General features: G+C 45.3%; 11 protein-coding genes. 4 read left to right on the plus strand and 7 right to left on the minus strand.

Features of this window, described 5'->3' with window-relative positions:
* Nucleotides 1-292 precede the first annotated feature (292 nt).
* The 3 genes from ACVA58_RS03240 to pepN form a co-directional block, all read right to left on the minus strand.
* Nucleotides 293-5,122, minus strand: a complete 4,830-nt coding sequence (locus ACVA58_RS03240; protein WP_446509017.1) for an NAD-glutamate dehydrogenase — start codon at nucleotides 5,120-5,122, stop codon at nucleotides 293-295.
* 417 nt (nucleotides 5,123-5,539) lie between these two features.
* On the minus strand, nucleotides 5,540-5,761 hold the full coding sequence (locus ACVA58_RS03245) for a DUF2835 domain-containing protein (protein WP_446509018.1): 222 nt from the start codon (nucleotides 5,759-5,761) through the stop codon (nucleotides 5,540-5,542).
* A 63-nt stretch (nucleotides 5,762-5,824) separates the two neighbouring features.
* On the minus strand, nucleotides 5,825-8,446 hold the full coding sequence (gene pepN / locus ACVA58_RS03250) for an aminopeptidase N (RefSeq protein WP_446509019.1): 2,622 nt from the start codon (nucleotides 8,444-8,446) through the stop codon (nucleotides 5,825-5,827).
* A 434-nt stretch (nucleotides 8,447-8,880) separates the two neighbouring features.
* Here pepN and pncB point away from each other — a divergent pair, with 434 nt between their 5' ends.
* Nucleotides 8,881-10,080: a nicotinate phosphoribosyltransferase gene (pncB, locus tag ACVA58_RS03255; protein WP_446509020.1), complete on the plus strand. Its 1,200-nt coding sequence runs from the start codon at nucleotides 8,881-8,883 to the stop codon at nucleotides 10,078-10,080.
* A 93-nt stretch (nucleotides 10,081-10,173) separates the two neighbouring features.
* On the opposite strand, the gene ACVA58_RS03260 is transcribed toward pncB, so the two are convergent.
* From ACVA58_RS03260 to ACVA58_RS03275, 4 genes are all read right to left on the minus strand, one after another.
* A complete protein-coding gene (locus ACVA58_RS03260) occupies nucleotides 10,174-10,836 on the minus strand; it encodes a hypothetical protein (RefSeq protein ID WP_446509021.1) in 663 nt (220 codons plus the stop codon).
* 211 nt (nucleotides 10,837-11,047) lie between these two features.
* Nucleotides 11,048-13,048 (minus strand): carboxy terminal-processing peptidase, encoded by a 2,001-nt coding sequence (gene prc / locus ACVA58_RS03265; protein ID WP_446509022.1) that lies wholly within the window; start codon nucleotides 13,046-13,048, stop codon nucleotides 11,048-11,050.
* 17 nt (nucleotides 13,049-13,065) lie between these two features.
* Nucleotides 13,066-13,710 (minus strand): RNA chaperone ProQ, encoded by a 645-nt coding sequence (gene proQ, locus ACVA58_RS03270; RefSeq protein ID WP_255044521.1) that lies wholly within the window; start codon nucleotides 13,708-13,710, stop codon nucleotides 13,066-13,068.
* A gap of 108 nt (nucleotides 13,711-13,818) precedes the next feature.
* A complete protein-coding gene (locus ACVA58_RS03275) occupies nucleotides 13,819-14,277 on the minus strand; it encodes a GAF domain-containing protein (protein WP_446509023.1) in 459 nt (152 codons plus the stop codon).
* An 82-nt stretch (nucleotides 14,278-14,359) separates the two neighbouring features.
* Here ACVA58_RS03275 and ACVA58_RS03280 point away from each other — a divergent pair, with 82 nt between their 5' ends.
* From ACVA58_RS03280 to ACVA58_RS03290, 3 genes are read left to right on the plus strand one after another with little or no spacing between them, the layout of a single operon-like run.
* Nucleotides 14,360-16,189 (plus strand): ABC transporter ATP-binding protein, encoded by a 1,830-nt coding sequence (locus ACVA58_RS03280; protein ID WP_446509429.1) that lies wholly within the window; start codon nucleotides 14,360-14,362, stop codon nucleotides 16,187-16,189.
* A gap of 45 nt (nucleotides 16,190-16,234) precedes the next feature.
* Complete coding sequence (locus ACVA58_RS03285; protein ID WP_446509024.1) at nucleotides 16,235-17,428, plus strand: PqiA/YebS family transporter subunit; 1,194 nt, start codon at nucleotides 16,235-16,237, stop codon at nucleotides 17,426-17,428.
* Complete coding sequence (locus ACVA58_RS03290; protein ID WP_446509025.1) at nucleotides 17,412-20,042, plus strand: MlaD family protein; 2,631 nt, start codon at nucleotides 17,412-17,414, stop codon at nucleotides 20,040-20,042. Before ACVA58_RS03285 ends, ACVA58_RS03290 begins: the two co-directional genes overlap by 17 nt.
* Nucleotides 20,043-20,050: the final 8 nt, after the last annotated feature.

Here is a 20,050-nt window from a genome sequence, read left to right on the forward strand (position 1 = left end):
GTACCTCCTAATAAAAGCCCCGTGTAAACGGGAGAACATTATTCACACTTTGGCCTCTAAATTCAATGACTAATTTATGTTTATGCCAAAAAAAATGGCCTACCCCATCAAAAATGCGGTTAGACCCTTGAAAAGGATACTTTTATTTTTTCAAACATAAAGCAAACGTTTATATCTCTGCCTTTTAAATCAAAAAAAGCCACCATGGACATCACGGTGGCTTTTTGTACAATTAACACATCAAATATATAAGCTTCAGTTAAATATTAAATCAAAAAGCTTATTTACATCACTATGCTACTGTTTGACAGTTTAAATTCAACAACATAAGTTCACGAAGTGCTACTGAGAACTTAGCAAATTCATGCGTTGTACCCACTTTGAACTCTGCAAGGACAGTATTCCAACGCTGAATTGCAGATGTATGCTCGTCCATCCAGTTCTCTATCAAGCTTTCTGCATCTGGAGCCTCTAATCCACTGCTTATTACCGCTAACGTCAACTGACGTTGCTGCCAATCGAGATCTTCGCGGAATGATGCTCGTGCCAATGCCTGCCAATGGTTTTCTACAGGCTGGTTGTGAACCTGCTTGAGGAACCAGTGCAATGACAAATCAGCACCAACAACAAAGTAAACGCGAGAAATGAAATCAAGATCTTTTTCTGAGTTAGTGGCAATTTGAGCAATATCCATTGCCGAGTACAAACTGCTCAAACGCGCGATATTATGCGCTAAATCTTCAGGGATTCCCTGCTTCATCATCGCATCAGCTTGCTCGTTATGCTCCTGGACCTCTTCCGTGACAAGGTAACGCTCTAGGTTTTCTCGAAGCTTGTTTACAATCGGCTGGTAGAACGCAATCATTTGTTCGATACCCAGCTTTCTATCGCGATTACGGAGGATCCATCGAGTCGCACGACGCAACATGCGGCGACAGCGATAAAGCACTTCGTACTGCACCTCTGCTGGGATCACATTATCTAGCGACCGAACCTGATCAAAATACAGCTGAAAATTAAACACTTCACGACCAACCGAGTATGCTGAGGAGATTTCAGCCACCGTCGCCCCTGTTTCTTCCTGAAGGCGGGTAACGAAGTTACAGCCCATCTCATTAGACATTTGGTTTGCCAGCGAGGTCGCGATCAACTCTTTACGCAACGGGTGGTGTTCCATATGGCTGCGGTATTTTTCTTGCAGCTCTTTCGGGAAGTATGCCGGCAGTAAACGGGCATGGTAAGGATCATTGGCTATCTCTTCCGTCACCAATTCTTCTTTCAATACCATCTTTCCGTATGCTACAAGTACAGCGAGCTCCGGACGGGTTAGTCCTACTCCTGACTTCTCACGCTCTGCCAGAGTATCGTCATCTGGCAAGTATTCCAGCGCACGATCCAACTTACCTTCTTTCTCAAGATGGTGAATAAAACGGATCTGCTCTTTGAGCAACTGAACTTGCTGCTGTTGAGTCACAGAAATCGACTCGCTCTGACAATAAGCATCATCAAGAACGATATCACCAACTTCATCTTCCATACGCTCAAGCAACTCGTTACGCTGCTTGTACGTTAGGTCTCCGCTAGCAACCAGTGAGTTAAGCAAGATTTTGATGTTAACTTCGTTATCCGAACAATCAACCCCACCGACGTTATCGATAAAGTCGGTATTGACCAAACCACCTTTTTTAGAAATCTCTACCCGGCCTAGTTGGGTTAAACCAAGGTTACCACCTTCACCCACAACACGGGCGCGAAGCTCACTGCCGTTGATACGCAGCGCATCATTAGCACGGTCGCCGACATCAGTATGGGTTTCCGATTCTGATTTCACGTAGGTACCGATCCCCCCATTCCACAACAGATCCACTTCCATCTTCAGGATCAACTTGATCACTTCGTTTGGCGGCAGGCTCTGCTTGCGTGTACCCAGTAGTTTCTGGATCTGCGGGGTGAGTTTAATCGACTTACTGCGACGGGAGAAAATACCGCCACCTTCCGAAATCAGTTTTAAATCGTAATCTTCCCAGCTAGAACGAGGCAGGTTAAATAAGCGATCACGCTCTTTCCAGCCACTTGCTGCATCTGGATTCGGATCCAGGAAAATGTGCATGTGGTTAAAGGCGGCAACCAAACGAATATGCTTTGATAACAGCATACCGTTACCAAACACGTCACCTGCCATATCGCCGATACCGGCACAGGTGAAGTCCGTTGTTTGACAGTTGATGCCCAACTCGCGGAAGTGACGTTTTACCGATTCCCAGCCACCTTTAGCTGTGATCCCCATCTGCTTGTGGTCATAACCATTAGAGCCACCAGAAGCAAACGCATCACCCAACCAGAAGTTGTAATCTTCAGACACTGAGTTTGCCAAATCGGAGAAGGTTGCTGTCCCTTTGTCAGCAGCAACAACCAAATACGGATCATTTTCATCATGTCGAACCACGTTTAGGGGTGGATTCAGTTCTCCGTCAATGATGTTATCTGTGACATCCAGCAAGGCACGAATGAAGCGCTTATAACAACGCTGCCCTTCAGCCCAAATCTCCTCACGGGTGGATAGCTGAGGCTGACGTTTACAGACAAAGCCCCCTTTTGCCCCAACCGGTACAATCACGGTGTTTTTCACCTGCTGTGCTTTTACAAGGCCCAAGATCTCAGTACGGAAATCTTCCTGACGATCCGACCAGCGTAATCCACCTCGGGCAACTTTTCCGCCTCGAAGGTGCACACCTTCAATATCAGGTGCGTAGACAAAGATCTCAAAGAAAGGAACCGGAGCCGGAATTTCAGGGATCTCCGATGGACGAAGCTTCAGAGACAACCATGGTTTTGGTTGACCGTTGGTATCAAGTTGATAATAGTTCGTACGTTGCGTTGCTAGGATCATCTCCATATAGCGACGAATAATCCTATCATCGTCCAAGCTCTCAACATGCTCGAGCTTTTCGTTGAGTTTAGTAATAAGTGTAGTTTCAGCATTTTCGGAATGTTTACGGCTAGGATCGAAACGCAGCGAAAACAATTCAACCAAGGATCGAGCAAGATCATTATGGCTTGAAAGCGTTTCTTCAATGTAGTGCTGGCTAAATGGGAAACCGACCTGGCGCATGTAACGCGCAAAGCTACGTAAAATGGTAATTTCTCGTCCGGTTAAACCTGCGCACAGTACCAATCGGTTAAAGCCATCACTTTCAAGTTCACCATGCCAAATGGCAGAGAAGGCTTCTTGGAAGCGATCACGCGCTTCACCCAAATCAATCCCAGTACAAGCATTGTGCAGCATTGCAAAATCAAGGATCCAATATACCGTGCCGCTTTTGGTGATCACCTGATACGGCGACTCACCAATGACCCGCAAGCCTAAGTTTTCCAGCATAGGCATGACATCCGAAAGGTGGATAGGCTCATTGCGATGAAACAGTTTCAGTTTGACAAAGTGTGAATCACTAGCCTCTTCTTGCGGGCGGTAGAAAAGCATTCCCAGTTTGTTGTCTTCGCTGAGACTTTCTAACTGCTCAATATCGGCAACCGCCGAACCCGGTAGCATCTGCTCTTTATAAGAACGCGGGAAAGCACTGCCATAGTTTTTCGCCAATGACGTACCGTTACTTTCGCCAAAGTTCGCGATCAGCGATGCGCTTAAACGATCATCCCAAGAAGCTGCCGCTTCAACTAGGTTATGTTCGATGGCTTTGATATCGACATCGAAATTATTATTTTCTACTCGCACAATATAATGCGTCCTTGCCAATGGGCTTTCCGAAAAGAAAGTTGTGAATTCCACATCCTGTTGTGAGGCAAAGTAGTCTTTCAAAACGTCTTGTGTCTTACTGCGTAACTCGGTGTTGTATCGTTCTTTGGTTACATACACCATGCAAGAGAAGAAGCGGCCAAAAGGATCACGGCGAACAAACAAGCGCAGTAGATCCCTATCCTGCATACGAACGACACCGCAACCGACATCCAACATCTCTTTTTCATTGGCTTGGATAAGCTCATCACGCGGATACGTTTCGAGTAAATTGTTCAATGCCTTCCACGAGTGTGATCCTGCCGGATAACGACTCTCTTCCAAGATACGCGTGACTTTGTTACTGATCAGCGGAATGTTCATGGTTGATTGATGGTAAGCAGTAGAAGCATACAAGCCAGTAAAGCGATGTTCACCAATGACATTGCCATCTTTATCAAAACGCTTAATGCCAATGTAATCGGTATAAGCTGGACGGTGAATTTTCGACTTGCCATTGCTTTTCGTTAAGATTAACAAGTCAGGCTTGCGGGCTTCAATTCGGGCAGACTCGGGAAGCTGTGACAGGCGAAGCGTTCTGACTTTATTGCTATCGCTTAGAAGCCCTAATCCTTGTTCATCACAAGGGCGCAATTCATAGTCACCTTCAATCGGTACAAGATCATACTTGTGATATCCCATGAAGGTAAAATTGTGATGTGTCACCCAGTCCAAGAAGGCAATGGCTTCTTCACGGTGCTCTTTATTGACAGGTAGGTCGGCTTTCTTGAGATCTTTTACAATCATCTGCATCTTTGTTTGCAGCGACTGCCAATCATTAACGACCAAATCTACATCTTGAAGGACTTGTTCTAGTTCTTGTTTTAATGCTTCAAGCTCTTTCTTATCGTTAAGGCGATCAACCTCAATATGGAAAAGTGTCTGTAGGTCACCATCTTTACCACACGCTTCAATAATGGCGCCCTCTGCATTTCGCTTAAAGAAATACGGGCCATTAAGCATCATGTGGCTGGTGATACCCAAACGGGTCAAAGTCATACGAACAGAATCAACTAAGAAAGGACGATCTGGAGTTACAATTTCAACTACGGTATGAGGTGACTGCCAACCATAACGGCTAAGTGTCGGATTATAGACACGAACAGATATTTGGTCTGGCTTATTTTTTACAAGGTGATGCCATAAACTCAGTACAGCACCATAAAGGTCAGATTCATTCCTTTGAAGCAGATCATCATCTGCCAGTTGTCCTAACAATCGCTGAGCAAACACTTCTACTAATGACTGCTGGGGTGTCTCAATCTTATCCTGGATTAAGTCATACACTTTCTCAAGCAGTACCGGCACTATAGGGTCAGGTGCGGTCATAGCAATGCTCCATCGTTATATATTATCAATCAAGTATAGAGTTTTTATAAAGTATCCAACGGTTGGTTATTGGTGAACAGACCGTTGGAATACGCTCTCCTTCGAGACTGCTATTGTAGGGTGTTTTGTTGCGAGGTAGTTACGTTAATTACACTGGCTAAGCAGGAAAAAATCGAATATGTGACTAAGGTAGATATTTTGGCTAAGAAGATTATCTGGCATTGATGAAATTAGCATCATGCCACTGAAATCAGGATGTAAATTGGTATAACCATTTATTTTTAAGGTTATTTTTCTTAGTACCCATGATTATTAAATCTAATGATAATCCATTCAAATAAATATGCTATTGATTGAAACTCAATAAACATTAATCAAGTTTAGCCTTGTGACATGTTAAAAAATATTAGTAAAAAATCACATGATCTGCTCGAGAGCTTGAAGTTTGTTTTCCTCTGAAACTGTCACTCGGAACCGACCGCGGATCCCTATCTGAGTTAGAAATGGTCGTAACCGTGCAGCGGGTAACTGCAGGCGCAAACCATTGTCAGTCATTACTAATACATTACTGGCAGCACCTGAATAGTGCTGGAGGAATTGCTGATAAGTAATGTGCATGGAGAAGGTATAAGCTTTCATAAACTAAAAAATCTAGTGACGGAAAAATAAGGGGCAAGATAACTTGCCCCTTCTATATTGTATTTACAGCTCTAGTGCTTTTTGAACTTTCTCAAACAAATCTTTAGCTAGTTTATCTAGCTGTGACAGTTTCTCAAGCTCTGCACGCATCAAGCTTTGACGCTGTTCATCGTACTGACGGTACTTGAGGAACGGTTCAATCAAGCGAGAAGCGACCTGTGGGTTGCTGGTATTCAAGACAGTCAGAATTTCCGTCAGAAACTGGTAACCAGAGCCATCTTTGGCATGGAAGCGTACTGGGTTGTTACCGCAGAAACTAGCAACCAAACTACGGGTACGGTTCGGGTTCTTCAGATCAAACGCTTTGTGCTTCATGGTTTCACGTACATTATCCAATGCATTTTCCGCCGGGTTCTTGCCCTGCAGAATAAACCATTTGTCCATAACCAAGCCGTCTTGGGTCCACTTGTCACTAAAGTCAGCCATTTGATTTGCACGGCAAGCCAATTCTGCGCTATTCGCGACTGCCATTGCCGCCATCGTATCTGTCATATTGTCTGATGCTTGATACTGCTTAGCCACAAGGCTATTGCCTTGCTCAGTATGTGCTAGATACGCCAAACATGTATTGCGAAGCGACCGCTTTGCCATCGCTTCATGCTCAATGGTATACGCCGCTTGAGTAAGCGAGTGATAAATAGCACTGAATTCATCTTCCATCGCAACGGCTAGTACTTTTTCAAACTCACCCATCACGGTATTGATCGCATCAACATCAACGGTTTTATACCAACCAGCCACTTCATTTTCGCTTGGTAGTGCTAGCATTTCGGCAATAAACGCTGGGTCTAGTTTCTCATCAAGTAGCACACCACGGAACGCGTCTATAACAGTTTCCGGCAATTCGAAAGACTCACCGTTCTGGCAGCGAGTAACATTCTGCTTGATGTGTTTTGCCAGCAAAATTTGACCAGCATCCCAACGGGCAAACTCGTTGCGAGCATGAACCATCAAGAAGGTCAATTCTGCATCTGAGTAATCATACTCCAAGATCACCGGCGCTGAGAATTCACGCAGCATGGAAATAACTGGCTGCTGTTCAATGCCGTCAAATACGAACTCTTGTTCTGCTTCAGTTACATCGAGCACATTGTGGACTGGCTGGCCATTACACTGTAACGGAATAACCTTACCCTGCGCATCATACAGTTCAACATCAAACGGGATATGTAGCGGTTGTTTCTCTTCTTGTCCCGGCGTTGGCGCTGTATGCTGCTTAACAGTGACACGGTAACGGTTTTCTTTTTCTAAAAACTCGGTCTCAACCTGTACCACAGGCGTACCCGATTGACTGTACCAGCGACGGAATTTTTCCAGGCTGATGCCAGATGCATCTTCCATCGCCTGAACGAAATCATCACAGGTTGCAGCGGTGCCATCATGACGTTCGAAGTACAGCTTCATGCCGGCTTGGAAGTTCTCTTCACCAAGCAAAGTGTGCATCATGCGAATAACTTCACTGCCCTTTTCATATACTGTCAAGGTGTAGAAGTTATTCATCTCAATGACTTTATCAGGACGAATTGGGTGTGACATCGGGCCGCGATCTTCAGAGAACTGTGGACCGCGCATGATACGTACATTGTTAATACGGTTTACAGGACGGGAGCCCAAATCAGAAGAAAACTCTTGATCACGGAAAACAGTTAAACCCTCTTTCAGACTTAGCTGAAACCAGTCACGGCAAGTAACTCGGTTACCTGTCCAGTTATGGAAATATTCGTGGCCGATCACCGCTTCAATACCTTGGTAGTCGGTATCTGTCGCCGTTTTCGCATTTGCCAGTACATATTTGGAATTAAAGACATTCAGTCCTTTGTTTTCCATTGCGCCCATGTTGAAGAAATCCACCGCTACGATCATGTAAATGTCGAGATCGTACTCTAGGCCGAAGCGCTCCTCGTCCCACTTCATCGAGTTAATCAATGAAGTCATGGCGTATTCAGCGCGATCCAAGTTGCCTTTATCAACAAAGATTTCTAGCGCTACATCACGACCACTGACTGTGGTGTACTTATCTCGCAGAACATCAAAATCACCGGCAACCAAGGCAAACAGATAACTCGGTTTCGGGAATGGGTCTTGCCACTGTACCCAGTGACGACCATTATCCAAATCGCCACCGTCAACACGGTTACCATTACTCATTAGGTATGGGTACTGTGCTTTGTCTGCAATCACCTTTGTGGTAAAGCGAGCCAATACATCAGGGCGGTCTAGGTAATAGGTAATGCGACGGAAACCTTCTGCCTCACACTGAGTACAATATGCCCCGCCTGACTTATATAAACCTTCAAGCAGCGTGTTTGCTTCAGGGTTAACTTCAGTTTCAATCAGCATGTCGAACGATGCTGGTAGCCCGTTAACTGTCAGCTTCCCTTCACTTTCTGCATAATCTGTCCAGCTTTCGCCATTGATTTCAATGCGAACAAGAGTCAGCGCATCACCATCAAGCTCCATTGAAGAGGCACCTTCCACCTGCTGTTCAACCTTACTGATCGCTACTACACGAGTTGCAGTGTCATGCAAGTCGAACTCTAACGCGAGATCGGTAATTGTGAATTCTGGTGCTTGATAATCTGAACGGTACTTTGCCGTTGGCTGGATAGTTGGTTGTTCGGCCATGTTTATTCCTTATATTTCCGCCTGTTAGTGTCGCGGTATGTGTCCATTATTCTGCGTTAAACCAGTACAGACAAGCTTATTACCCTGATTTGGCGATATGTTTCTCAATTGCCCACTCACTCGGTCAATTAATGCACACCCAACCACTTATTTTGCTGGTTGCGCTTTGAAGACTAGCTTATCATCTTTACTATACTTAGCTTACGAGCAGTAATGTTTACCCAAATTCCGCTTTACAGCAAGATCACCGTACAAACAAAGTGTTAACAGTGTATCGACAGTAACGGCAAATAAGCCTCTACAGGCTTGTCGCTAGCAGCATTTACGCGTATCTTACTGCCCCTACTTTTTTCATCAATCTGAAACATTTTGAGACAACCAAGCCTCAAAATAGGGTAAAATTACCGGATTGCAAAAAAACAGCCAAATTAGTTATGAATCATTTTGGACACACTGGGATTATCGACTCCCTGCTTGACACTGATGCATACAAGTTGCATATGCAGCAAGCCATTTTTCATCAATACCCCAATGTTGAAGCTGTTGCCGAGTTTCACTGCCGGAGCGACGAAGATCTCCGTCCATATAGCCAAGAGATTCAAGAGCATATCAATCGGCTAGGTGGCCTCTCTTTTTCGCAGGAAGAAATTGATTACCTGTCGACTCTGACTTTCTTCAAGGCCGATTACCTTGAGTACCTTGCGTCGTTTAAAATCGATAGTAAGCAAGTTAGCATTGACACGTCAGGTGATCAGCTGGCTATTACCATTACAGGTAAGTGGCTAGATATTATTCTTTGGGAAGTGCCTCTTCTGGCAATTATCTGCGAAGTTCGATGCAAGCATTGCTACCCTGCATCTTCAACGGATGACGCACTAACCTCACTCAAGAAAAAAATGGCTGACTTTTATCAGAAAGCCAATGATGAAGGTATCAATCTTGATGCGTTCTCGCTAGTTGACTTTGGTACACGTCGCCGTTTCTCCCGAGATGTTCACCACGAGGTGGTTGACTATCTAAGAAACAATATGCCTGAGTTCAAAGGGACGTCTAACTACCACTTGGCTCGTACCCGTCATCTTACTCCTGTTGGCACTCAAGCCCATGAGTGGTTCCAAGCGCATCAGCAACTGGCAGGCGATCTGGCTGACTCACAGCAGCTAGCGTTAAATCGCTGGCTTCAGGCATACCCGGATTCATTGGGTATCGCCCTTACTGATTGCATTAACATGGATGCTTTCCTGCGTGATTTCGATCTTCGTTTGTCAGAGCGCTTCATTGGCCTTCGCCATGACAGTGGTGATCCGATTACCTGGGGCGAAAAAGCTATCGCACACTACCAGTCCTTGGGTATTGATCCAAAAACCAAATCTTTGGTTTTCTCCGATAGCCTTACATTGGATAAAGCGCTAAATATCTATAAGCACTTTGCCCACCGTATCAATACCAGCTTTGGTATTGGCACCCAGCTCACTTGCGATCTGCCTGGTGTCAAAACATTAAACGTGGTTTTGAAACTAACTGAATGTGAAGGCCGGCCAGTCGCTAAGATTTCAGACGAGCCAGGCAAGAGTATCTGTCGTGATGAGAATTACCTGACGCAACTTCGACAAGCTTTTAAAATCGTCAGCTAGTCGTTCGTATCTGTCAATTAAAAACAAAAAAAGCGAGGCATTCACACCTCGCTTTTCTTTTTACGTGTTAGTGGGATCGTAGGCTGCTACACGCTACTCCCTTCTCATTACCGCTTCCATACCAAACTGTTGATTACTGAGTGTCAGGGTATTACTGCCTAAGCTGTACTGGCTATCTTGTTGGCCATCTTCATAAATCAACACTATGCGGTCGTCTTCAATAAAGTAGATGCCTTTGTGCTCTTTTCTCTTACCGTTCTTACCTGACACCTCAGCCGAGAATAAGAAGTCTGGGCGAAGGGATAAAGCAATTTCCGACACACCATCACCAACATCCTTCCCTGTAATTTGTGAAGAACGCCAGTTACCCGGCAAATTTTCTGGTGCCAATTTAGTAAAACGAGCACCATCGAGCAAAAATTGGTTGTAGCTTAACATGTAGCTATGCTGCTGCTCGGGTTGGCCATGAGAAAGAAAAGTGACCGTGGTTTCATCGATATCGTATATCCCATCCCACTCTTCCACGTTGCCATCTATCTTAAGAAGTCGAATAACAAAACGATAGTTTGATTTGAATTTTATGTTCATTGCGCGGTAGTTTGCACCTTCGCTTTCAACACCGGTATCGGTATTACTAAACCAGTACCAATCACCAAGAAGCAGTGGATAATCAAATTCCGTCAAGTCTGTTGATCGTGCACTGATAGAAAATGTTGAAAATAACAGCGTTACAGCAATAATTACATGTTTCAGCATAGCATTCCCCTAACACCAGAATTGATCGCCTACTTTTAACCCTAGTCGGCAATTACTACCTAGAGAACAAAAGTTGAGACTTATCAGTATTAATCTTCCAGCTGTCTCAGGGGTGAAACACCACTTTTCCTCTCTAGTTAACTGATTTTATCCATAAAAAAACGGCACCTTAAAAGGTGCCGTTTATAGAGGTCTTGCCTATTCTCACAGGCTAGCTTTGCGATCTCGATAAATCAGACGTGATAGCAACCGCTTCTTCTAGATAGGCATCAGGTGCTTCGTAATCCTTTGGCACATCATCCAATGTGGCAAACGCTTTTTCACCATTCGCTTTCTGACGCTGATTCAACCGTGCTAGGCGATCCGCATCATCTTTGTCTTGCTCAGCAATACGCTTGTTCTTGTTCAGAGAAATCGTGTTGATATCTTTCTCTTCACGGTACTTGGCGATGTCATCTTGGATAAAACCAAACTCCATGTCCTTGCTAATCCGCTGGTCATGCTTCGTTTTGAGTGAAGGCAATACCGCCGAGAAGTTGTAGAGTTTCTGATAGTCCGCCGCCTTGATACTATCCCAAGGCAGTGCATTATCTTCTACACTTTCACCGGTTTCAGATGGATCAACAGCCGTTGGGAATGCCAAGTCAGGAACAACACCTAGATTCTGGGTACTACCACCATTTATGCGGTAGAACTTTTGAATGGTGTACTGAACATGGCCCAATGGCTTATCGAACAAGTCATAAATATGGTTCAGTGAACGGTGTTGTTGTACCGTACCTTTACCAAATGATTGCTCACCAAGAATGACAGCACGCCCGTAGTCCTGCATAGCGGCAGCAAAAATCTCAGATGCTGACGCACTGTAGCGGTTAACCAACACAGTTAGAGCTCCGTCAAAGTAAACGCGATCATCTGAGTCGCCATTCACTTTAACTCGTCCATAACTATCACGAACCTGAACAACCGGTCCACTATTGATAAACAACCCGGTCAAGGCTGTTGCTTCAGTCAATGCCCCACCACCGTTGTTTCGCAAGTCGATAACCACGCCATCAACCTGCTGGTCGTTCAACTTCGCCAGTTCTTTCTTGGTATCTTCCGACAAACCGACATAGAAGCTTGGAATTTCAATCACCCCAATTTTCTTGCCATTTGACGTCTCTACCGACGATTTTGCTGCGCGATCTTCTAGGCGGATTTTGTCACGAACAATCGTGACATCGTAACTTTTTGCGTTGTTCCCCTCAGGAAGGACTTCCAGAACAACTTTGCTGCCTTTAGGCCCTTTTATGAGCTGAACAACATCATCTAGACGCCAGCCGATCACATCGACCATATCTTTGCCGTCTTGAGCGACACCGATGATTCTGTCACCTGCAGCCAATTTCTTCGAGGAAGAAGCAGGACCACCCGCAACCAAAGAACGAATGACTGTATAGTCATCAACCACTTGGAGAACTGCACCAATCCCCTCTAATGAAAGATTCATTTCAGACTGGAACTGTTCAGCGTTACGCGGTGACAAATAACTGGTATGAGGGTCAACTTCACGTGCAAAGGCATTCATGTAAATTTGGAATACATCTTCGCTGTGAGTTTGAGTTAGACGCTTAAGCGCGTTGTTATAACGCTTGCCTAATGTCTCTTTGGTTTCATCCCAGTCTTTACCCGCAAGCTCTAAGTTAAGCGCATCGTATTTTACCCGTTTGCGCCAAATTTCATTGAGCTCATTGCGATCTTTAGCCCACTCCATTTCGGAACGGTCTAACACTATATCTTCATCAGCATCAAAGGTAATTTCGCGATCAAGCAAAGTCAGTGCGTATTGATAACGGTCATATCGACGCTTCAGCAGGGTATTGAAAATATCGAAAGCTGCTGATGTATCTCCTCTTTTGAGTTGATCATCTAGCTGCTCTTCCCATTTTTCAAATTGCCGAATATCGGAAGCAGTAAGGAAGCTTTTGTTGAAGTCCAGCATCTCGATATATCGAGTAAAGACACTGGAAGAAAATTCGTCATCAAGTGAAAACTGCTTGTAATGTGAACGAGTAAAGCGCGAAGCTACTCGCTTACTGGCAGTCGCATGCTGTTTTTCTGGAACCAGCTGCGGAAGATCACTTAACGTGTATGTCGCCTCTAGGGCTTGCGCTGACGCTGCTAGCATCATGCCAGCAGCGATCAGTGAGAAACGGAATCGACCTTTCATGCGTCGAGCATTCTCCTTTACGAACGCAGGTGCTCCGCTTTAACTACCATGGTCAAACCATTTGATAGGCGAACACGCACATCGTCCTTATTAATTTCAACGATAGTTGCCGGCATGTTTCCGTTGCCCAGATTAACACTAACGTTCTTGCCAACGACGACTTCATCAGCAGTCAGTGCACGGGTCGTTTCTGCAGGCTTTTTATTTAGCTTAGTCGTTTTTTGTTGTGTGTTCTTTGGTTTAGCAGTTTTTGGACGAATTTTTTTCGCTTTTGCTTCACCATCCTTGCTAGCAGCTGCTTTAGCTTCTGCTTGTTCTTTACGACGAGCACGGACTTTAGCCTTGCTTTCTTCAAGCGCTTGCTTAGCGTGATCAACATGTTCTTGTTCTAACACACCACAATCGTTGCCATCAAGGTCAACGCGGTTTGCACCCGCTTTCACACCGTGAAGATAACGCCAGGAAGAAGTGTATTGACGCAGAGCGGTACGCAACTGAGTTTTACTTACTTTCGGGTCATCAGTTAGACGCTCTGCTAGATCTTGAAAGATACCGATCTTTAGAGGCTTCGCTTCACCTTCAACAGTAAAACATTTTGGGAAACGCTCAGCAATGTAGGCAATGACTTCTTTACTGTTCGTTAGCTTTTCAGAGTTTTCCATGGACTTTCCTGACAAAAGCGAGTTTCCTCGCCGTTAGTACTTTAATCAAAAAGAAATTGTTCCGCTATTATAGTTACCTAACGCTGAAAAACCACCGAAAGCATTCAATTAAAGTCTTTTTTGTACCTCATTCATCAAAGAAACCAGTCCATCTTCATCAAATTGACTAAATCTTGATAAGATTGGACTATCAATATCCAGCACACCGTACAATTCACCGTTTACAGAAAACGGGATCACGATTTCTGAATTGCTGGCCGCATCACAGGCGATATGCCCTTCGAACTGATGGACATCTTCAACCCGTTGAACACTATTTTCAGCTATCGATGTACCGCATACACCACGCCCTACAGGAATCCTCACACAAGCGGGTTTACCTTGAAATGGCCCCAATACCAATTGGTCATCTTTAAGCAGATAAAACCCTACCCAGTTAATCTCTTCTAACTCCATGGCCAGTAACGCACTAATATTAGACATATTAGCAATGAGATCAGGCTCATCTTCAATCAACGCGATAGCTTGTTTCGTCAGCGTTTGATAGTTCACTGATCTAATTTCCATGGCTTACTCCTTTTATAGCCGCTAGAATGGCTTTTTATTAATAATGGGAATCATTATCATTGTGAAAAACAATTCAAACCAAATGATTAACTGGTCTTGGCTACTAAAGCAAGCAAAACATCACCGTCCCCGCTTGATAACGGCGAATATTATCGCGCTCATCGCGACCCTTATCAGTGTCCCTATCCCACTGCTAATGCCTTTAATGGTTGATGAGATCCTCCTCGACAAGCCGGCTGGTGGTATTGCCTTCCTTAATCATTTTTTGCCGGATTCCCTGCACCAACCAACCGCTTATATCCTGCTGGTTCTGTTATTCGTCGTCTTAATGCGCGTGGGTAGCCAAGCACTTAATATCTTGCAAAGTCGTCAATTTACCTTGGTGGCCAAAGATATTACTTTCAACATGCGACAGCATCTTATCGACAAGCTTGGCCGTATCAGCATGCGTCAGTATGAAGAGCGCGGTAGCGGTGGTATCACTTCCCACCTAATTACAGACGTTGAAACCATCGATAAATTTGTGGGTGATACCCTCAGCCGTTTCCTTATTGGCTTTCTTACCGTTATCGGTACTGCTGCCATTTTGCTATGGCTTAATTGGCAGCTGGGGCTTTTTATCTTACTGGTTAACCCTATTGTGGTTTATGCCTCCAAACTGATGGGCAACCGAGTAAAGACTCTGAAGAAAAAAGAAAACCAGGCGTTTGAGCGCTTTCAGCAACGTTTAGTTGAAACCCTCGATGGCATTTACCAATTGCGTGCGGCTAACCGCGAGCGAGATTTTCTTAACCAGCTAAAGTCCAATGCTAACGACATTCGTCATGATGCCGACAAATATGCATGGCAGTCAGAAGCCGCTGGCCGCATCTCTTTCTTGCTGTTCTTAGTCGGTTTTGAGTTATTCCGAGCCATGGCCATGATCATGGTGTTATTTAGCGACCTTAGCATCGGCCAGATGTTCGCTGTCTTTGGTTACTTATGGTTTATGCTTGGCCCGGTACAGGAACTACTAGGGATCCAATTTGCTTGGTTCAGTGCATCTGCTGCCATGCAACGATTAAATAGCCTCATTGCCATTGAAGAAGAAGTTCGTCCTATACAAAAGGTGAATCCGTTTACTGATGACCATCACCTCGACATTGAAGTTAATAACATCCATTTTGCTTACGATGAAGATAAAGAAGTACTACGCGGCATGAGCCTTACTATCCCTACGGGCAAGCGAGTGGCATTAGTCGGTTCTTCAGGTGGCGGGAAATCAACACTGATACAGTTGCTGTTGGGTATCTACCAAAAAGACGCCGGTGACATCTTAATTAATGGATATCCCATTGAAGATGTTAGTTATGAAGCGCTACGTAACAAAATGGCAGTGGTCTTACAACACCCTGTATTATTTAATGATACTATGCGCCACAACCTCACATTAGGGGGGGAGTACAGTGATCAGCAACTATGGCAGGCACTTGAGATTGCTCAGATGACTGATGTTACTCTGCGCCTGACGGAAGGATTGGATACAGAGATAGGTCGCCAAGGGATTAAATTATCAGGTGGCCAGCGTCAGCGGCTCGCTATTGCTCGTATGGTTCTGACCAACCCTGAGTTCGTTATTCTAGATGAAGCCACATCGGCACTAGATACCGCGACAGAGGCAGCATTGCATACTGCGCTTAACCAATTTTTGGCCAATCGTACCACGCTAATTGTTGCTCACCGTTTATCTGCGGTTAAACAAGCTGATGTAATCTACGTGCTTGAAGATGGGCAAGTAAGCCAAAGCGGTACCCATTACGAACTCGTGAACGAAGAAGGCCTGTACCAAACGCTTTATGGCTCTGTACAATCAGCGGAAAATCAAAATGATGCAATAGCACAAGTACCTGTAGCCAGAGTGAACCTAAAATAATAATATAGCGTTCATTTAAAGCCATTTTTAAAGGAATAAACGTTAATGACCACAGCGAGACTATGCCCCGGTTGCGATTTACCTTTGCTGCCGCAAGTCGCTGAACAGGGACAAAGTGCGTACTGCCCACGTTGCAACACCCGCTTGTACCGTGGTGGTCATTTTCGCTTTTCCAGTGAACTGGCTATTGCTCTAGCCTGCTTAATTCTCTTTATTCCGGCACATTTTTTTCCAATGATCACCATTCGTTTGTTTGGTGTCATGATCCCGGCAACCATAACCTCAGGTACTGTATCACTTGCACCGACGTTTCCGGTGGTTGCCGCCCTCATATTGTTTTGTAGCTCTATCGCGCCACTATTGGTTTGTGGCTCTATTTTGGGTGCACAGGCTGGGTTAAAATTCCGGCGTATCAAGCTTTTCCGTCGTTCGCTATGGATGATTGAACACCTCAAGCATTGGGCAATGTTTGATGTGTTTCTTGTAAGCCTTGGGATTTCTTGTTTCAAAATACAAGACTATGCCGATATTTTCGTAGGCCCAGGATTATACTCCCTGGTTATGCTGCAACTACTAATGGCGCTTCTGCTTACACGTATCAGCATTAACCGATACTGGGAAGCCTGGCAGCCTGAAACTGAGCATAAAAAATATAGCCATGCCCGTCACTGTCATCGCTGCCACATGACACAAGATGACCACGAGGAATGTGTACGTTGTAACAGCCCACTTCATAAGCGCATGCCTCACTCAATCCAGAAAACCTGGGCATACCTTATAGCAGCAACGGTATTTATATTTCCTGCTAACCTATATCCAATTTCTATCTTTTTGAATAATGGTAAACGCGTCGAAGATACTATCTTCTCGGGTGTCGCCTCATTGGTGAATTCCGATATGCTAGGCATTGCCATCATTATTTTTGTCGCCAGTATTGTCGTACCCGTGGCCAAAATTCTTGGCTTAGCCTTTCTCTTGCTGACCATCCAATTCAAACGCAGTGTAAAGCACCTGCAACGCATGAAGCTTTATCGATTCATTCAGTGGATTGGCAAGTGGTCCATGATGGATTTATTCGTTATTTCAATCATGGTCGCCTTGATAGACCGTGATCAAATACTCTATTTTACCCCCGGCCCAGGCGCTATTGCCTTTGGTGTCGTTGTGGTGCTGACAATGCTTGCCGCAGAAAGTTTGGATTCTCGTCTGATATGGGACAACTATGAACAACGGACCTAATAACCAACAACCTAAACCGGTCAATATTAAGCGCGATCGCGGGATCTCCCCTCTCTGGTTCCTGCCCGTGCTAGCCTTGATTCTCGCTGGGTGGCTTGTCTTCAAAGCCGTCAATGAAGCCGGAGAACGGATAAAAATTCACTTCAATGACGCTGCCGGTTTGGTTGCCGGAAGGACGACTATCCGTTATCAGGGACTTGAGGTGGGTATTGTTCGTGACGTCAACCTATCAAACGATTTGAAAAGCATTTATGTTGAAGCCGACATTTACCCAGAAGCAGTACAAACCCTGCGCTCAGGTACCCGATTTTGGTTGGTAAAACCTAAAGCTTCTATTACAGGTATTTCTGGTCTCGACGCCCTCGTCTCGGGTAACTATATCGCTTTACAGCCAGGCGAAGGCAAATTTGCCAACGAGTTCGATGCACTTGACGGCCAACCAGCCGATACCCCTGTCGGTGAGGGGTTGAAAATCCAACTACGTGCCCCTCATTTAGGTTCAATCAATATTGGCTCGCAGCTGCTGTATAAGAAAATTCCGGTCGGAGAAGTGTACAACCACACTCTTAGCCAGAACAACAAGCAAGTGATCATTGATGTGTTAATCAAACCGCAATATGCCGACCTGATCACCAACAAGAGTCGATTCTGGAACGTCAGCGGTATGAGTGCCAACATTGGCTTCAATGGTGTCGACGTGCAATTCGAGAGCCTGTCCGCAATGATCAGCGGCGCCATCGCGTTCGACTCGCCGGATAAAGGGCTGCCAATTGAACCTGATCACCTCTTCCGGCTTTACCCAGATTTAAATACAGCAGGTCGTGGTATCGCTATTACTGTTGACTTGCCTGAAAACAGTAACATCAGTGCGAGTGGTGCTCCCATTGTGTATCGGAGCCTCCAGATAGGTCAGATTTCCGATATCCGCCTTGATAAAGAACGCGGAACCATCGTCGCTCATGCCGCTATCGAGCCGATGATGAGTGACCTGCTGACCACTGGCTCTAAAATGCTGTTGGAAGAAGCCGAGTTGTCTTTAAATGGGGTTAAAAACATCGGCAATCTGCTTCGCGGCAACTTCCTTACCTTAATCCCGGGCCCCGGGGAAACCAGCCGCCAGTTTGTCGCCATCAACCAAGACGAACTGCAAGAACAACAACCCGGTATTGCTTCTTTCTCTCTTTATGCTGATGACAGTTACGGCATCAAACGTGGTACCAAACTTAAACACCGTGGTTTAGAGGTCGGCCGAGTTAAGTCCGTAAAGTTAGATGGCACTAAGGTCCGCTTTAGCGTCATTGTCCAGCCTGAGTACACCAAATTGGTGCGTTCAGGCAGCCGCTTTTATATCGATGGTGGTATTCAGGCGAATTTGAGTAGCCAAGGGCTAGATGTTTCTGTACCGCCCGCCGATCAATTGATCAGTCAAAGCATTAGTTTTAGCAGCGGGGGCAGCAACAAAGTCCACAGCCAGTACCCGCTCTATAAGAGCCGCCAACTTGCCACATTGGCAGCAGAAAAAGCACAAGGGTTTGCTGTCATTCAGCTCTATGCCGATGAGCTACCACCAATATCAGAAGGCAGTCCAGTGTTATACCGAAACATGGCTGTGGGTGAGGTCACTAGCTATGCCTTGTCGCGTGACGGCGTCACAATCAAGCTTAAGGTTGACAATAAATACCGCCATTTGATTTCAGCTAACACCGTATTCTGGAACCGCTCTGGAGTTGAAGTAGAAGCAGGTCTTGACGGTGTACAAATTAAAGCTGACCCAATCAGTACCCTGATCAAAGGGGGAATTGCATTTGATGAGCTTGAAGGTGTCACCAACCGCAGCGGAAGCCGCTATAAGCTTTATAATAGCTACAAAGAAGCCAAAGACTTCGGTTTGCTGGTTACTATGATTGCCGCTGATGCCAAAACGATAAAGGTAAATACCGATATCCGTTACCAAGGGGTAAACGTGGGTAAAGTGGTCGAAACCGAGCCTGATTTCAATACCGGTAAGGTCATCGTAAAGGCCCGCCTATTCCCTAAATATGCCGAACTACTGGCCAAAACCGATAGCCAATTTTGGATTGTCAGCCCGAAAATTAGCATCACTGGTGCCAAAAACCTTGATACCCTACTCAGCAGCTATATTGCCGTGACACCGGGTAAAGAAGGCCACTATTCTCAAAGCTTCACCTTGGGCAATGCCCAACTGCAGAATAAAGGACTGAGTTTAATTTTGGAGACAGAAGAGCGCAACTCAATCAGTGCAGGAACACCGCTATTGTACCGTGACATCCAGGTTGGCGAAGTGGTTAAAGTTAGCCTTGGTGAACTGGCAGACAGAGTCATTGTCGAAGCCCAAGTAGAACAAGGTTTCAGTCACCTCGTACGTACCGACAGCGTATTTTGGAATGTCTCGGGTATTGATGTCACCATCGGCCTGACAGGTGCCTCAGTACAAAGTGGTACGGTGGATAGCTTGATCCGTGGTGGTATCGCCTTTGCCACTCCAGAAACCCAGCCACTCTCACCTATTGCCAAAAGTGACAGTCACTTCCTGCTACACGATACCGCCAAGCCTGAATGGAAAACATGGCGCACGGCAATTCCAAAACACTAAAATATCGA

The organism is Photobacterium sp. DNB22_13_2, assembly GCF_052873915.1.

Bases quoted from the DNA above. Each gene is read 5' to 3' on its own strand.
- pepN (WP_446509019.1), bottom strand. From the start codon at position 8,446: ATGGCCGAACAACCAACTATCCAGCCAACGGCAAAGTACCGTTCAGAT.
- prc (WP_446509022.1), bottom strand. From the start codon at position 13,048: ATGAAAGGTCGATTCCGTTTCTCACTGATCGCTGCTGGCATGATGCTA.
- pncB (WP_446509020.1), top strand. From the start codon at position 8,881: ATGAATCATTTTGGACACACTGGGATTATCGACTCCCTGCTTGACACT.
- ACVA58_RS03280 (WP_446509429.1), top strand. From the start codon at position 14,360: ATGATTAACTGGTCTTGGCTACTAAAGCAAGCAAAACATCACCGTCCC.
- proQ (WP_255044521.1), bottom strand. From the start codon at position 13,710: ATGGAAAACTCTGAAAAGCTAACGAACAGTAAAGAAGTCATTGCCTAC.
- ACVA58_RS03285 (WP_446509024.1), top strand. From the start codon at position 16,235: ATGACCACAGCGAGACTATGCCCCGGTTGCGATTTACCTTTGCTGCCG.
- ACVA58_RS03275 (WP_446509023.1), bottom strand. From the start codon at position 14,277: ATGGAAATTAGATCAGTGAACTATCAAACGCTGACGAAACAAGCTATC.
- ACVA58_RS03260 (WP_446509021.1), bottom strand. From the start codon at position 10,836: ATGCTGAAACATGTAATTATTGCTGTAACGCTGTTATTTTCAACATTT.
- ACVA58_RS03240 (WP_446509017.1), bottom strand. From the start codon at position 5,122: ATGACCGCACCTGACCCTATAGTGCCGGTACTGCTTGAGAAAGTGTAT.
- ACVA58_RS03245 (WP_446509018.1), bottom strand. From the start codon at position 5,761: ATGAAAGCTTATACCTTCTCCATGCACATTACTTATCAGCAATTCCTC.
- ACVA58_RS03290 (WP_446509025.1), top strand. From the start codon at position 17,412: ATGAACAACGGACCTAATAACCAACAACCTAAACCGGTCAATATTAAG.